Consider the following 15637-nt stretch of genomic DNA (forward strand, 5'->3'; position numbering starts at 1 on the left):
AAATGACGGTCGGTGGCGACTGCCTTGTGGTTTGATTGCGGAGATCCAGTTCGATGACCAACCTCTCGGGCCGCGGGGCCATCGTCACCGGCGGTTTTTCCGGCATGGGCTTCGCCATCGCCACCGCGCTTGCCAGGGCCGGGGCCAACGTCGCCGTCGGCTCCTACGTGGCCGCGCCGGGCCCGGGCCGGACCGATGCCGCCTACTATCCGGGCGCCGGCGAGATCGAACGGGTGCGTTCGGCTTTGGCGGCGCATGGCACAAGCGTCCACGCCGCGCATCTCGACGTGCGCGATAGCGATCTCAGCAATCGCTTCGTGGCCGAGGCGGAGGCGACGATCGGGCCGGCCGACATTCTCGTAAATGCCGCCGGCACCACCGCCGAGCAGCCGGTCGTGGGGCATTCCGACGAACTCTGGGACAAGATCGTCGACACCAATCTTACGGGTGCCTTCCGTGTCACACGCGCCGTGCTGCCGGGCATGATCGGACGCGGCTGGGGTCGCATCGTCAACATTGGCTCCACCGCGGCCTTGGTTGGCTGGAAGGACAATCCTGCCTATTGCGCCTCGAAGGCCGGCCTGCTCGGGCTGACGCGCTGCGTGGCGCTGGAAGGGGTCGCACACGGCGTCACCTGCGTCATGATCAGCCCGACCTGGGTGGAGACGGAGCTGATGCGCCGCAACGTCGCGCAAGTGGTCGAGCGTGAGGGCAAGGGCCGCACGCCAGAGGAAGCCATGGCCGAAATCGTTCGCGGCAACCCGCAGCAGCGCATGCTGCAGCCGGAGGAAATCGCGGCGCTCGCGGTGTTCCTGTGCTCGGACGCCGCCAGGGGCATCACCATGGAGAACATCCAGGTGACCGGCGGCGCTTTGTGGTAACGCCGACGCGAGGATCCGATCGATCTTGGGTCAGCGGTTTGCCGGTGGATAGGCAGCATGATGACCGCTGCGGAAAGTGCGATGACTAAGCCAGCCTTTCGTAGATCGCGATTGCCTCGCCGGACAATTTCGCGTGGGCAACTTTCGCGACACTCAAACCAAGGCCCGGCCGATGCCGTGCCGCCGTTGCCTTCTTATAGCTGAGCGATTTGGTACGGAATCGTACCATCGATTGATCGGCGTCTTGGACGGGATCAAGATGAAGCCGAGGGTGATGGGAGGAACCGCATGAGCATCGCCAGATGGGCAACAAGACCCGTCGGTACCGCTAGGGAGTTTCTGGTATCAGAGCTTCGAAGTGCGCGATATGGCGATATCGTCTCGGTCAAAGCGGCAATAGAGGCCGCTCGCAGGGATGCGCCCTATTTGCAAGATACGGATGACGAGTTGACGGAGAAGATCGTCGATCTGGCACGGGAACTGGGCCTAGCCGTCCTTTTTGACTCTCGTGAGTGATCGATGGCCGAAGGTTTGGCGCTGGTCTATGTTCCTTGGTACGAAACCAACAATTGGCTCTTGACTGAAAATGCGCAATCCTTGGAAAATGGAACGCCGGCTGGACGACAAACTCGATTGCAAGGTATGCGGGACTATCCAGATGGACATTCCCGACAACGCCGAGGAGTCGACGCCAATTCACTGCAGCAAGTGCGGTGCCTTTCTTGGCGAATGGGGCGAACTGCAGGATGATTTCTACCGCCAGACCCGCGGTTCCGAAGCCTTCGACCTGCGCAACGGAAACATCATTAAAAAGTAGCTGCAGTCGCTGGATTCATGCAGCCCGGTTCTGGGCAGCCTGGTTCTGGATTGCTGGCCGATGCCACCGACCGCTCCCCGAATGCCTTGTGGACATTTACAATCCTGACCGCCTCAATCTCCCGCTCTTGTCGGGGCATCGCCGCGCGATAATTTCTCTGAAGGCGTGGGTGCTTCTCGCTCTCGACAGGAGGCTGCCATGAAACATCAGACACTCGACCAACTGCATGCCGTCGCCAAGGTTCAATCCTCGGCGGCGTATTCGGAGATGACGCGGAACCAGCGTATCGAACGTTGGGCCGAACTTCTCGAACAACATCCCGAGCGACGTCTTGCAGCGTTTACAGGCACCGAATATCTGCGCCTGGAGGAACGCGACAGCGTGCGTGGGGAAGGATCGGCAATTGCTGTGGCCTTCGAAGATCCGGTGCTGCGCGCATCGGGCTTGAAAGACGACAGCTATGGTGAGGCAAAACGCTTCTTCGGGCTGAGCGACTGGCAACTGCACGACATCGTCTGCGATTGTCACGTCGGCGCTATGATGAAGGCGGGCTGGGCTGCCAACCGGGTCCGCGCAACGATTGGCGGGAACAGGTTTATTGCCTGGCTAAGGCAAAGGATGATGCACTGAACGCAAGGGGGGATCGCAGCCTGCCACAGCACGATCCGCTGCCTTGCTCGACGCCCGAGTCAACTCTAATCATGATTTGGTCGCGGGAGAGCGCTGCCGCCTTTCCCCGAGCCATCCGGCGCATCCCCCAGGCACAAATCCGGGCAGGAAGCTACCAGTCCCATATCCAGCGTTGTGAGGGGCGTGTGATACTTCAACCCAGCGCCGGTCGGCCAAGCATGGGCTCCGCGATAGCTGTTCTGGATCGAAATTTCGCATTGGCCAGAACGGTCAGATGCTCTGCTTCTTCGCGCGAGAGACCGTAGAGCACTTTGCAAGTGAATTCCGCCGGAACCTCGGAATGTAGATCATACACCATCCAGTTGTCGGCCGGATCTTGCAACGCGATGAACCTCAAGCGGGCCTCCATGGTCAGCGAGGCCCAATTTAAACGGGATGCGTCTTGTTCCGCCTCTCCATTTGGACAGTGGGCTTCCGCCATGGGGTGAAGCTCAGCGACCAAAGGGCTGAGGAACTCGCCACGTCATTCGGGAGCTTAGCGACCGCAAGCACGCGCAGCCACCCGCTTAGGCCCAAGAACTGTGAAGCTCTACACCTGCGGAATGTAGTCTCAAAACTCACCGCGCGCTGGCTGCGCCGCATGACGCAGCTTCGCCCGTGCGACGATGAATCGTCAAAAAAGTACCATCGCGACGATCCAGGAACATGAGGTCTATCTAATGGTTTGGTGGTGGCAGGGACCCAACGCCCGGCAAGTCCCAAAAATCACAGGGGCGGCCCGTCGCTGCCGTGAATGGGGCGGCGGGTTTCTTAGATGGGTCGCCTCGCGAACGCGGAAGCATCGGCCCTTCGTGACGACAGGTTACCTAACGGAATGGGGTCCGACACGATACTGCAACAAACTCTGGGCATCATTGTTATCTCAACTTTCAAGGAGCCGTGACGAGGTCGATCAAAATGCGAAATGATAGAGAATTGCTTGCAAGAGCATGCGCGTTGGGCATCAACATCTATCAACGCTCAAAAACAGTTTGGGTGGCCAGGGGAAGCTATCGTGGCCGTACTTTCGAGGTGAAGGGGCGTGCTCCAAAGCCAACGATCGCTTTGTGGAAGGAAGCGACACGTTATAGAGGTTCGGCGTTTTAAGCTCGAGCATCCGCAGTCGCGAGACGGCTCAAGCTCGGCGGCTCGCCGCAGGGACCAGGAGCGCGAATGGTCTGTCCCTGTTGCCGGGACGCGCGGCCCTGGCTTGGGTTGTGAACAGTTTTCTTCGCCAGTTGACTTTACGGGTTTTGCACGAAACCCTAAAAGGAGTGCTGTCGTTAGCAAATATTTTGGGCGCTAGCGCTTGGGAGCCATAGACTTACTCCTGCCCCACACGGAGGCATGGAGCGATGTCCCAACAATCCGAAACTATTGCATCGCTGTTCCGGCAATTGCGGATGTTGGAAGAGCCCGCCGAAATCGTATGTGCCCATGCCGAGGTGATACGGGGTGCTGCCGATGACATCGCCGATGAATTTCCATTCGACGATGTCGAAACGCTGGCTATGCTGATTGAAGACGATATCGACGACGATGAAGAGGCAGCGGCTACTGCTCGCGCTATTTCCCAGGAACTCCGTCGGCGATTGGCCGCTGGTGTAAGAAAATGGCCAAGGCTGAAGATTATGTGATGAAACAAGACGGCAAGTCTTGGCTCCGTTTAGTCTTCGGCCGATTGAGCGTCCCATCGTCGATATGATCGGCTTGGCCTGCGTGTCGGCTTCTTGGATCGGTAGCGCGCTCATCAACGTGCAACCTAGTCCCAATCTGATCCCTTGACGGTCTATCGACAACTCAGGTCTTTGGGTGGCGAGCCGATCGATTAGACCCCGCGGCTTCCTCGCATGTGTCGGAAGGCACCGCAGTCGAGATGTCATTGCAACCGTATGACGACAAAGCCGAGGCTTTTGGGAACCAATGGCCGGTGCGGCTGCGCTGCGTTGGGCAGCTTGATTTGCGCCACACCGGCCACTGCGGGTTGGTTTGGGTGTCCCCCGCACTGCTCAAATTATAGACATATTAGCAATAACGCAAATAAGACTGAAGTCCCATGGGCGATGAGGGTGCGGCAGGCTGCTGACCTATCAAGGCGGTGGCTTTGCACGGTGATAGCGACTGTTGGGATGCTATGACGGATTCGTACGAAGCGGGCATCTATGTCAAATGCAAATGACAGCGCCCCAATATGAACGTAGACGAAGCTATGGTTTGCCAATGAGGGAGCACCTTCGCCCGCAATTCTTAGGAGCCAAAGGCCAGAGCAAATGCATCGCGATCACGACGAGATTTTCCATCGGGCGGATGCTCTTGGGGTTACGATCCTTCAACGTTCAAAAACAGTGTGGGTGGCCACGGGAAGCTACCGAGGCCGACTTTTCGAGGTGAAGGCCCGCTCGCCCGCGGTTGCACTCACGTTGTGGATGGAAGCCGCTCGATATGCTGGTCAGCGGATTTAGTGACGGGATCTCCGACGCCTAAGCATCCATTCGCAGCCCCAGGCGCCGGCCATCCCGGCTCATGCGTGGTCGGCCCGATTGACCTGTCGATCATCGGGCACAAGCCTTAAGATCGGGACGGATAGACGGAATTGCTATGTGCCTGCCCAAAGTGCAGCACTGCACGCAACCATCACCACAACATGGTGAGATAGTTAACAAATGGTTGCCCCTGAACTTTGGGGCTTGTCGGTCCGGACGTCAAGAATGCGACGAACAGTCAAACCGAGCTGACGATCCAACTCCCCGGAGTTTTAAATAGATACGTCATCTTCTACTTGGCGGCGCCACGCCGGGGCGCTGGTCCACGCGATCGATGCAGGCGACTGTTGCGACCGATCACATTGAGTTGCAAGTTTTAGGCAGATATCCAAGAAATCGCTAATGCGCCTATTTTGAAAGAGAAATGAGTAAAATGTCGTCTGAAAATTTTTTCACTAATTATAAAACATGCCGACGGGCTCATCCTCGAACAAGACTCGATCTTCCCGGAAAAATACACGACAAGATCCTCCGGGGCTGAATGTCACCCTGTTAAGGAGGCTTATCATGATCATTCGCATTCTTACCGCAATTTCTCTTGCTGTATCTGTCGCATCCGTCTCGACGACTAGCTTTGCCGAATCGACGACCAAAATTAAGTCTGTGGAAGCAGGCAAGGCAGGTCGCGCCGCAGAACCCGGAAAGGCAGGGCGCGCTGCAGAACCTGGCAAAGCCGGCGGTGCTGGCGAAACCGGTGGCAAGGCCGGCGGCGCCGGTGAGTCCGGCGGCAAGGCTGGCGGCGCCGGTGAGTCCGGGGGAAAATCCGGCGGCGCTGGAGACGGTGGCGGCAGCAAGGGCGGCTGACCGCCCTGCCGATCCTGCCAGGTCGTAAAGAGCGCACCCTTGCCAGCGTGCATGCTGGCGGGGTGCCTTCGCTGTTGGTGACCGAAGGCCAGGCTGGAAGTTTCGCTGCTTGAAGAAGATCACTCCGGATCGGGCGCCTGCAATTGGACTGCAGCGCCGGGAAGGGCCCAGCTGGTGCTCTCGACCCACGCGCAGTGATTCATGTTGGATACCCACGTGCGCTCGTGCGCTCGTCGAAATTCCAACAGCGCTTGCAATTCCACCTTGCCTCTCTCGTAGCTGGATTCCGGATCGCCGAGCGTAAGCTTGGCGGCAACCGAAGAGCACAATTTCGCGTGCTGCAATCCCAATTGAAGGAATTGCACCCGCCTTGACGCTTGCTGGTCTGCCGCCGCGGAGGAGGCTGCCTTGTCGAGCAATGCTTCGGCCGGCGCAAAGCTCTCCTCTGGATAGATCGCATGCGCCGCTTTCGCCCAGCTTCGCCAACGCGAAGCCCCAAGAGCCTCGAAGGTGTCACGCAGCCGGGCACGCCCACCGGACGTATACGCCTCCCAGAAGTCGAAATATTTCCTCACGTCAGCCGCCGCGGGTCCGAAGGCGGAGTAATATTCTGACAGCAGGGAGCCGGCAGGCATGTCGGGGTGGATCTGCAAGCGGAGCAACAGGTAAAGGTTTGGGCCTTGCGTCGCCCAATGACCTGTCAGCGAATCGAAATCGGTCCCGATCATTCCGTTGTTCGCGGCGCTCTGAAACTCGTCGGCGAACTGGCTGGAAAATATGTGCGGCATGCAATATCCGTCCAGAAAATAGTTCGTCCGCATGAAAAGCCTGGCCTCGGTTTCCGCCCATCCTCGCCACTGGGCTTTCATCCAATCCTGCTCGTCGCCGCTTCGGGGATAGAACCAGGATGACGGGCAAAATCCGATCATGATATTCGGCCCCAGTTTTATGCCCGAGGTCGGAGCGGCGAAGTAGTTCATGTAGGCGTAGCCGACGACAACCGAGTTCGAATTGTATTTCGCGGCGATCTGCTGGATGGCTTGCCATGAACGCGCATATCGGTCGGATACGAAAGGCTTGCTGGCGATCTTTGATTTCGACGGAATGAATTTTCGATAATCCGGTGGCTCCGGGCCATCGAGCGCCTTGCATGCATCGCATTCGCATTGGCCAGACACGTCATTCTCGACAGCATTGACGAAGGTTGGGAGGTGCCTAGGGGTATCGCCTCCATGCTCGCGCCACTGCGCGACAATCTCTTCGCGCAGACCCGGATTGGAAATGCACATGGAAAAGCGCGCACCCAGCCTTGAGGGGCCTCGTCTGCCGTTGACCAGTTGAAACCATTCCGGATGCTCGGCGCCATACTGCCGCCACCAGTCCACGAAGGCATGGCCGTACTTCGCCGGGATTCGGCGGCCCATGCGGTTGCGACGCAGGAATGTTGCCTGCGCGTTCATGTATTCTTCAGCCGCCGCGGCGGTGAAGCCCATCTCGGGATGATTCTTGGCCTTCAAGCCCGCAGCCGAGCGCACGTGGCGCTGCATGAATCGAGGCGTTACGACATGGTCTTGAAGAGGAACGACCACGGACTCCGCTCTTGGAACAAACGTTCCCAGTTCGCCTGGCCATAGCCACCGAACCGCGAAGTAGCGATCGAGAAGTTCGTATGCGCCGAAGAGCGTTCCCGCGGAGGTGTCCTCATCAAGAGGGCTGCCGCTCGTGTCATGCCCCGCGATACAGAGATGGCGGCCGACGGTGCGGATTGCACACGATTCCGGCTCCAATGCGTCGGAATCGATGCCGGCCTTTCGGGCAAACCGGGTATCGCCCAGAAAGACATGGGCTTTGCCCAGGCTCGCCGACGTCACCTCGCTTTCAGTCGCCATGGCAGGTTGGAAGCCGGTCGCTTTCTCGATATGCCAGCCGAGCTCCACGGCAGCATAGCGGACGGAGTCCTTCGGCCTGTCCGGGATAACCAGCGTGACGGCGGGTCTGCCTCCCGCCACCAACGTCACACCATCGCCTGGCTGAGCGTACGCGCCGGCTGCCTTGCCAGCGCCCAGCCAGTGCAGAAAGCCGAATATGGCTCCCTGCCCAAACGTCCTTCGCGACAGTGCCCGCATAGCAAGACCTTACCTACGGCCGATCATCCAACAGGGTGGACCTTCTTCTGGACAAGGACGGTGCACGCTCCCATGAATCGCAGGGGACGCTGTCGGTCCTCCGGAGATGAAGAGGGCCAAACCGCGCTGAATTCTGCCCGAAGGCGAAGGGACTTTTGGCGATCCAGGCTTTTGGCGATACAGGCATGCGCACCATCCGATGAGAATTGCTCGCCGCATGTTGGTGCGGCGGGCGATCAAGCGTTGCGCACCAAGCGAAGCGGCTGCTGTTACGCGCAGATCATGAGGTGGATGGTATCGCCGCTAGACCCAACGATCCCAGACAGGCTTTTGGGTGTTCTTGCTAGACTTTTGGTCGGGGGAGTGCCTGGCCCCTGGTGGCTTGCAATCGTCGAGGACCGGATCGATGCCGCCGCTCACGCCAGCGGCGGGTTGTTTCGGTTGCCGAATGGAAGGTTCGGATCGGGAAGTGTTAAAATGATCACATTCCTTGGAACTCCAATCTGGCATCCCTCGTTGCTTCTTACATCGCGGGGGCTGGAATGTATGAATGCAAATGATCCACAATGGCGAACGCTCGCCGGCGCTATAGGCGTCACTGTTTATCAGCGCTCAAAAACAGTTTGGGTCGCGGCCGGGAAATACAAAGGTCAAGATTTCGAGGTGAAAGCCCGTTCCCCACAGGTTGCGCTCGCCCTGTGGAAGGAGGCCGCGCGCTATGCCGGTTCGGACTGGTGACCAGTGATGGGACTTGCTGCTTGCGCGGATGAATTGCGCCAGTTGTTGGACACGGATGCCGATAAGGGAACAACCATTACCGGCACCCGATAGTCTCAAGCTTCTATCGGCCTAGCCAGCGCCACCGCTGCCCTTGCCGCTCTCGCCGCCGGCCTTGCCACCGGTCTCGCCGGCGCCGCCGGCCTTGCCACCGGTTTCGCCAGCACCGCCAGCCTTGCCGCCGGTCTCGCCAGCGCCGCCAGCCTTGCCACCGGTCTCGCCAGCGCCGCCAGCCTTGCCACCGGTCTCGCCAGTGCCACCGGCCTTGCCGCCGGTTTCGCCAGTGCCGCCGGTCTCGCTCGACGCAGCGCTAAGGGTAGTGGCCGTACCGCCGGTCTCGCCAACCTTGCCGCCGGTCTCGCCGGTGCCGCCAGCCTTGCCGCCAGTCTCGCCAGCGCCGCCAGCCTTGCCGCCGGTCTCACCAGCGCCGCCAGCCTTGCCGCCGGTCTCGCCAGCGCCGCCAGCCTTGCCGCCGGTCTCGCCAGCACCGCCAGCCTTGCCGCCGGTTTCACCGGCGCCGCCAGCTTTGGCCCCGGTCTCGCTAGGCGAGCTTACCTGGACGCCAGACTCCCCGGCTGCGCCGGCATTGGAAATCCCTATGGTTCCCAGAGCAAAGAACGCCCCCACCAGCAACTTTGCCGTAGTTGTAACTTTAATGGTCATATCGTCTCCTGATATCCAAGCTCCCCCGCATACTTAATAATCAGATTCTCGAAGAAAGTTTATTCACAATCACGATCGAGTCATACACATTTAATGACAGTTTGATACGAGATTATACCTGTAAAATCTCGATTTATATAAAGTAATAAAAAGATAAATGCCATCATGCCTCTATCGTAATTGTGTAGCAGTCGGCCGCTGTTAAAATGGCCTACGCCTAAGAATGCGGAAATGTGCATCCGATATTTCAATCGCCGTCGTGTAGAAGGCGCATCGATGTTGGCGATCTTCAAGAAAACGTCAAGCAACCGCAGCACGACGGGTCGCGATGGCAATGGAGGGGCACATTGGCTGTCACTGCCGGTTACCACTTTTGGATGGATTCAGCGCCGCCAAGGGCAATTGACAGAAATGGCCCCTGCGGATGCCATTGAAGGGTTCCAAAGGCGGGGAGGATCAGGAGCATCTGCTCCCGATTTGATGTTGGAAAGTTCGGCAAACGAGTGATCCAAACAGGCCCCGCATTTGGCCACGGACGATAACCATCGTCAGTCGAGAGCGGATCCATGGCCACTGACCCCGTCCATCACCTGGAATCAACTGCCAAGATTGTTTCGGCCTTTGTCAGCAGGAACCGGGCCTCACCTTCTGATCTGGTGGATTTGGTGGAAAATGTCGGCCGCGCTTTGCAGGCCCTCGCGGGAGGCCCGGAAAAAAGCAAACCAAAGGTCGTTCCCGCCGTACCAATCAGCAAATCGGTGACTCCGGATTTCATAATCAGCCTGGAGGATGGACGCAGGATGAAATCGCTGAAGCGGTATCTGGCATCGCTTGGAATGACACCGGCCGACTATCGCAGGAAATGGGGTTTGCCGCCTGACTACCCGTTGGTGGCGCCGAATTTCACCGCACTGCGTTCGCAAGCGGCAAAGAGGATCAGGCTTGGACAACGGATCGCCAGTGATCAGACCTCACGAACCTGACCGTATGGTCCTACCGGTGACGATTTTGCCGCGCCTGCTGTCCGTTCAACGTCGCCATGATTGAGGATTGCGACGGCGTTCCCCAAGGCGCTTGCCTGGAGGCAGATCTGTGCATCGTGGGCGCGGGTGCGGCGGGCTTGGCGCTCGCCTCGCAGTTCGAAGGAACACGGCATCGCATATGCATCATCGAAAGCGGCGGTCTGACATACGAACACTGGCGCCAAAGACTGTCGCGCGGCCGCTCTGTAGGCAGACCCTATGAGGCGCTGGACCTTTGCAGGATCCGCCAGTTCGGCGGAAGTACCGGCAGGGCTGGTTGGGGTGGGTGGTGCAAGATGCTGGACCACGCCGATTTCGAGCCTCGGTCCTGGATACCGATGAGCGGATGGCCTGTCGATCGCAACTCGCTCCTCCCTCACTATGAGGCGGCCGCCGATTTGCTAGGCATCGACGACTTGCAAGCCGAATGGCCTGCCTCCGCGGCTCTGCCTATGACCGGACCACTGTTTTCCGAACGATGCTTTCTCAGTCCCGTCCCGGATTTGGGGGCGACATTGCGCGCCAGGCTGCAAAGGGCAAAAAACGTGCAGGTTTTCCTGCACGCCACGGCCTTGCGGCTAGACACCGACTCCTCGGGAAGATGGGTTCGCTCCATCGAGGTGGCCAGTACGCCAAACAGGCGATTCCGGATCCAGGCACGGTCCTTTGTGTTGGCCTGCGGCGGGATCGAAAACGCGCGCCTGCTCCTGGTTTCAAACCGGCAGACGCCGAATGGCATAGGCAACCAGTACGACCTGGTCGGCCGCTATTTCATGGAGCATCCGCGCGTGAAATGGGGGAGCCTGCAGGTCTGCCATCCCGACACCGCGCTGGCCCTTCACGTGCCATCCATTGTGGCGCGGAGGCCTTATTTGTCGGAGCAAGAGCACTGCGGCGTGACCGGTGCATTCGGGCTGGCGCTGCGCCCGGAGATTCGTGAAAGTGAACGCCTTCTGGGCTCCCGGACGTGGATCAAGCCGGGACCTTGCGCCAATGATCTGGGTGGCTCCGAGGCGTTGCATTATCTTGCCTTTTGGCTGCGGAAGGGGCGCCTCCATCGCGACCTCATCAAGAGTGGCCGCACCATCCTCAGACATCCCGCAGCGTCGGTCGCGTCAGCCATCGAGCGCCTTGGGCACTCACGCGGGCGCGTAAGACATTTTCATTTTGACACGATCCTCGAACAAGAGCCGGACCCGGAAAGCCGGGTTACGCTCGATACAAGACTTGACGAATTCAGTCTTCCGCGCGTGAAGCTGGAATGGAGGGTGGGGCCTCTCGTTCGGCGTACACTCGAGCGCGTGCAGACAATCATCACCGACGAGATGCGGCTGCTGGGCCACAGAAGCGACGTTCGATCGAGCACACAGGTGCCCCCAGGCGGAGACGATATCCCATACCGATGGGTGAGGCACCACATGGGCACAACGAGGATGAGCGCCGATCCGCGGACTGGCGTGGTCGATGCCACGTGCCAGGTTCACGGCCTCGGGAACCTTTTTGTCGCCGGGAGCTCCGTTTTTCCAACCGGGGGAAACGATATGCCCACCCTGACGATTGTCGCGCTTGCCATTAAATTGGGCCGACACTTGCGGCAATGGCTCGAATAGAGGTCAATTCCATATTGGAGGAGCTCACGGAGGCCGCGCTCGGAGGCTTGACCAGCCTGACGGCTCGTTGCTCGGAGTCCGGCATGAGGTGTCTTCCAAGATACACTTTACTTCACAATGGCATAATTTCAGGTTTACTTTACGTGCTTTGGATATGGATGTGAAAATTTACAGTTTTAAAAGCGACGTCACGTAAAATCCTCCTTTGCAATTCGTTATAGATTGCATGCGGATCAACCCCCGGCAGCCTTTTCGTTGAGGATACACCTTTTGGTGGAGGCAGCCTTGCCACTACGACATTTTGCCGTCCCGGCTCTAATCCTGCTAAAAATATGCGATTATATTCGGGGTGTGCGTTTTGTCACACCGCCTCATCGATCTGCAAGTTATTACTAATACCTTAAGGAGGTGGGTATTCGAAGCGGATTCTCCGTTGGGGTGAATTCCGTGGGTACTGGAGTTGAACCTTTGGGTTGGGGATAAGCTATGACAATTCTGTCCATTACCGATCAGCCGGTCAAAACCGACTTGGCTCCCTATTCATCTGTCGCAAATGCCAATCATATCGGACCTGCTCCCTCACGGGAGGAGATGGAGATAGCGATCATCGATGACAGACCGCTGATGTGCGACTGTTTCGCCAGAAGCCTCGAACTCATCGAGCCATCATTTCGTATCCAGCGCTATCCTACGGTCGAAGCGTTTGACGCTGCCAGCCCGGAGGAGACCGAACGCGTCTCGACCGTGTTGCTATGCGTCATGTGGTCGAATTCTCAGGCGGACTATCATCTGTCGCGGATTGCCCATCTCAAGGCAACCAGACCCTCTCTGGGAATCGTAATGCTCTCGGATATCGAAAGCTTTGACGATATCGTCAAAGCAGTGGAAAGCGGGACACGCGGTTACATCCCAACAAGCGTCAGCTTGCAGGTTGCGGCAAAGGCTATTCAGCTTGTCGCGGCAGGAGGGACTTTCGTACCGCCGAGCGTCCTCTTTAGTTCGAGCCAGGCGATCAAGGACAGCCAACCCGCGAAGCAGCCGCAGGGCGACAATGTTTTCACGTCGCGCCAGATGGCGGTGATCGAAGCGTTGCGGCGGGGCAAGGCAAACAAGGTGATCGCATACGAGCTCAACATGTGCGAAAGCACGGTCAAGGTGCATATTCGCAATGTCATGAAAAAGCTTCGCGCGAGAAATCGTACCGAGGTAGCCTACATCCTCAACACAACGCCTTATGATGGTGTGAGCATACGAAATTGAGGCATGGCTGCCGCCTCGGTCAAAAAATGATGATTTCTTTTGCCCGCGGCAACGGTGCCGGTTGGCTTTGTCAGGCCCTCGAATTGGAGAGCCTGACAAAGACTCGACATTTTGCAGGGTGCGAGGAAAGTTGAAACAGCCGCTAGATCGATATGCTGTTCCGCAGACGGAGAGGGAAACCACTCCCACAGCCGAAAGGAACACATCGCAAAGCCCGGACTTGAGCGATATCGAGCATTTCCATGCCGTTCGCCCTTCCACGCTGGCCGAGATGAACCGACGCTGTCATTGGTTCCATCTCGAAGACGGCGATGTCTTGATTCCGGCCGGCGAAAGGGTCGATCGAGTATTTTTTCTTCTGGAGGGTGAGCTTCGCTTCCCTGTCTATACCCGTACAGGCAAAATTGTATGGCTCCCATCGGCGCACGAGGGATCGCTCGTCAATGAAGTGGCTTTAAGCGGGGACCTTCTTGCGGTGCCTTATTCGATCGAAGCCGCAGGACCATGCACCATTGCCTCCATCGGCAATCGGGCCTTCCTGGATATAATCAAGAACGATCCCGAGGCGCTTCAGGCCATCGTCCAAATGCTGGTCGAGCGCCAGCACTCGTTTGTCGAGCATATCGTTGAACTCTCGACACTCAGCGTTCGATCACGCGTGCATAGCGAACTGCTGCGCTTGTGTGTTGAAAGTATCGACACTGACGGTTCGGCGATGATTTCTCCCATTCCCACCCATACGGATCTGGCCAATCGCATCGGCACGCATCGGGAAGCGGTGGCCCGCGAACTCAGTTATCTGCAGAGTGTCGGGATTGTGCTGCGCCGCGCAAAGGAACTCTTTGTGCCCGACGTGTCTCGCTTGACGGACCTGCTCTCCAAGTCCGACGATTAATCTCTCATGATCAGCCATGGTCTCGGGCCATGGACCGTCGCAGCCCTGCATTATCCCCGCAGCCATGCGAAGCGTTTGGTGCCTAAGCCAAGCCACGTCCGAACGGCATTCTGCTGCGATGTCGAGCGGTAGATCTTCTGATGATAGACCAACTCATAGGGCCACAGTTCGAGGCTGCGGTTCGCGAGATGCGTGAGTATCCAGGTGATAGCGCTTGCAGCGACAATGAAGGCGCCCATCGAGACGACGACGTTGGCGGTGAAGAGGTGAGCGTGCGAAAAGAGGGAGCGGGTCAGAAAATACGTATAGGGATGCACCAGATAAAGGCTGTAGCTGACCGTCCCGAAGTAGCGAAGAAGCCGATTGCCGAGAAGCAGCGCAGTCAAGCTGTTTCGCGACACCGCAAGGCCGAAGTAAAGCGCCGTCGCAGCGACCAGCAATGGCACTTCGGCATTCTGGAAATCGGACCAGTGATAGTCATAGTGGCCGCGAGTGGATATGAAGACGCACGTTGCCAGCGCCGCGCTCTCGGCCAGCCGATGGCGACCGACACGCATCCAATCATATCGATCGTAGGCGAGACGGATCAGGCCGCCGGCAACGAAATACAGGGCAATCGGATATCTGGCGATAAAGAGCACCGCGAGAAGACCCAGAGCGGCCAACCCAAGCTTGTTGGGGCGACGGATGGCGAAGAACACGAAGGCACCGGTGAACACATAGAACCAGACTTCGAACGTCAGGCTCCAGGCATTCGGCGTCAGCTGCTCTGTGTGGGCGAAAAGATTCAGGAACGTCAGTCCGGCGAGAATTGCGGTGAGATTGTTGGTCTCGGGATAGAGGTTTGTCGCGGCGTTCAGTGCGACGTAGAGCACGCTAAGAACGAAGAACAGCGGGTAGACGCGCAGGAACCGTCGGGCGGCAAACTCACGGGGACTGTAGTGCAGCGCACTCGGAAGGATCACGAAGCCACTGATAGCGAAGAAAAGGCACACACCGAAGGTGCCGAAATTCCAGAAAGGCCCAATGGCCGCTACATAGGCGGCGTTCGAGGCGTAGATATGCTCCGCCGTGCCGCCCAGGAGATGCGCGAAGAACACCATAAGCGAAGCGACACCACGAAGCCCATGCGCAGCCACATTGAATGACTTGTCGGAAACTGGTTTCGCGGATGCGTCGCGCAGGACATGCGGTGCGTCCGATGGTTTCAGGGAAGGGGGATGCGCAACAGCCATTTGAGCCTTCAAATTGGACCCCGCAGACCATTCCAACCTACACCGATCCAGATTTTGCAATGCTCAGGAATTCGAAGGACACCCCTGCCCAAAAGTAGTGGGCTGGCGTGGGAAAACTCCACCCGATGATCAAGCAGCCGCGTAGCAGGATCGCGGACATTAACGGAACCCGTCTTGGCCGCAGGCGAGAGCTGAACCGCAGCCGGGGCGGGGCGTGACCTACACCGGGTCGGAATCGGCGGGCTTTTCGGCAGCCAGGACGCCAAAACGGCCGCAAGTCGCCACGTCAAACCGCTCCGCTTGGCAAAAGCCCCCGGCCTTCGCGCCTCCCTGTG

The 15637-nt window shown here is 58.4% G+C and carries 15 protein-coding genes; 11 read left to right on the forward strand and 4 right to left on the reverse strand.

The genetic code is table 11. The features are described from left to right. The first annotated feature begins 53 nt into the window (after positions 1-53). The 4 genes from AC0NIH_RS10110 (at position 54) to AC0NIH_RS10125 (ending at position 2328) form a co-directional block, all read left to right on the forward strand. Positions 54-881, forward strand: a complete 828-nt coding sequence (locus tag AC0NIH_RS10110; protein ID WP_473468737.1) for an SDR family NAD(P)-dependent oxidoreductase — start codon at positions 54-56, stop codon at positions 879-881. 288 nt (positions 882-1169) lie between these two features. Continuing rightward, on the forward strand, positions 1170-1397 hold the full coding sequence (locus AC0NIH_RS10115; RefSeq protein WP_473468739.1) for a hypothetical protein: 228 nt from the start codon (positions 1170-1172) through the stop codon (positions 1395-1397). A 142-nt stretch (positions 1398-1539) separates the two neighbouring features. Beyond that, a complete protein-coding gene (locus AC0NIH_RS10120) occupies positions 1540-1698 on the forward strand; it encodes a hypothetical protein (RefSeq protein WP_023765683.1) in 159 nt (52 codons plus the stop codon). 198 nt (positions 1699-1896) lie between these two features. Further along, the gene (locus AC0NIH_RS10125; RefSeq protein ID WP_473468741.1) at positions 1897-2328 is read left to right on the forward strand and encodes a hypothetical protein; all 432 of its coding nucleotides are present in this window, start codon (positions 1897-1899) and stop codon (positions 2326-2328) included. A 193-nt stretch (positions 2329-2521) separates the two neighbouring features. On the opposite strand, the gene AC0NIH_RS10130 is transcribed toward AC0NIH_RS10125, so the two are convergent. Continuing rightward, positions 2522-2809, reverse strand: coding sequence for a hypothetical protein (locus AC0NIH_RS10130; protein WP_156937908.1), 288 nt, complete (start codon positions 2807-2809; stop codon positions 2522-2524). Between the two features lie 913 nt (positions 2810-3722). On the opposite strand from AC0NIH_RS10130, the gene AC0NIH_RS10135 reads away from it, so the two are divergent. Together AC0NIH_RS10135 and AC0NIH_RS10140 are read left to right on the forward strand one after the other, a co-directional pair. Beyond that, complete coding sequence (locus AC0NIH_RS10135) at positions 3723-4004, forward strand: hypothetical protein (protein WP_031250176.1); 282 nt, start codon at positions 3723-3725, stop codon at positions 4002-4004. A gap of 1413 nt (positions 4005-5417) precedes the next feature. After that, positions 5418-5714, forward strand: coding sequence for a hypothetical protein (locus AC0NIH_RS10140; RefSeq protein ID WP_013893285.1), 297 nt, complete (start codon positions 5418-5420; stop codon positions 5712-5714). A 119-nt stretch (positions 5715-5833) separates the two neighbouring features. Here the strand turns inward: AC0NIH_RS10140 and AC0NIH_RS10145 are convergent, their stop codons facing one another. Further along, entirely contained in the window at positions 5834-7840 is a 2007-nt protein-coding gene (locus AC0NIH_RS10145) for a DUF4838 domain-containing protein (protein ID WP_473468745.1), read from the reverse strand. Between the two features lie 477 nt (positions 7841-8317). On the opposite strand from AC0NIH_RS10145, the gene AC0NIH_RS10150 reads away from it, so the two are divergent. Continuing rightward, positions 8318-8578, forward strand: coding sequence for a hypothetical protein (locus AC0NIH_RS10150; protein WP_156934420.1), 261 nt, complete (start codon positions 8318-8320; stop codon positions 8576-8578). A 111-nt stretch (positions 8579-8689) separates the two neighbouring features. Here the strand turns inward: AC0NIH_RS10150 and AC0NIH_RS10155 are convergent, their stop codons facing one another. Further along, on the reverse strand, positions 8690-9280 hold the full coding sequence (locus AC0NIH_RS10155) for a hypothetical protein (RefSeq protein WP_286437985.1): 591 nt from the start codon (positions 9278-9280) through the stop codon (positions 8690-8692). Positions 9281-9846: 566 nt separating this feature from the next. On the opposite strand from AC0NIH_RS10155, the gene AC0NIH_RS10160 reads away from it, so the two are divergent. From AC0NIH_RS10160 to AC0NIH_RS10175, 4 genes are all read left to right on the forward strand, one after another. Next, positions 9847-10263 (forward strand): Ros/MucR family transcriptional regulator, encoded by a 417-nt coding sequence (locus AC0NIH_RS10160; RefSeq protein WP_023768877.1) that lies wholly within the window; start codon positions 9847-9849, stop codon positions 10261-10263. Between the two features lie 56 nt (positions 10264-10319). Then, the gene (locus AC0NIH_RS10165; protein ID WP_023768878.1) at positions 10320-11912 is read left to right on the forward strand and encodes an FAD-dependent oxidoreductase; all 1593 of its coding nucleotides are present in this window, start codon (positions 10320-10322) and stop codon (positions 11910-11912) included. Between the two features lie 486 nt (positions 11913-12398). Then, positions 12399-13172, forward strand: coding sequence for a LuxR C-terminal-related transcriptional regulator (locus AC0NIH_RS10170; protein ID WP_084018938.1), 774 nt, complete (start codon positions 12399-12401; stop codon positions 13170-13172). Between the two features lie 220 nt (positions 13173-13392). Then, complete coding sequence (locus AC0NIH_RS10175; protein ID WP_051410536.1) at positions 13393-14067, forward strand: Crp/Fnr family transcriptional regulator; 675 nt, start codon at positions 13393-13395, stop codon at positions 14065-14067. A gap of 50 nt (positions 14068-14117) precedes the next feature. Here the strand turns inward: AC0NIH_RS10175 and AC0NIH_RS10180 are convergent, their stop codons facing one another. Then, on the reverse strand, positions 14118-15302 hold the full coding sequence (locus tag AC0NIH_RS10180) for an acyltransferase family protein (protein WP_473468749.1): 1185 nt from the start codon (positions 15300-15302) through the stop codon (positions 14118-14120). Positions 15303-15637 lie beyond the last annotated feature (335 nt).

Source organism: Mesorhizobium sp. WSM1386, assembly GCF_055901595.1.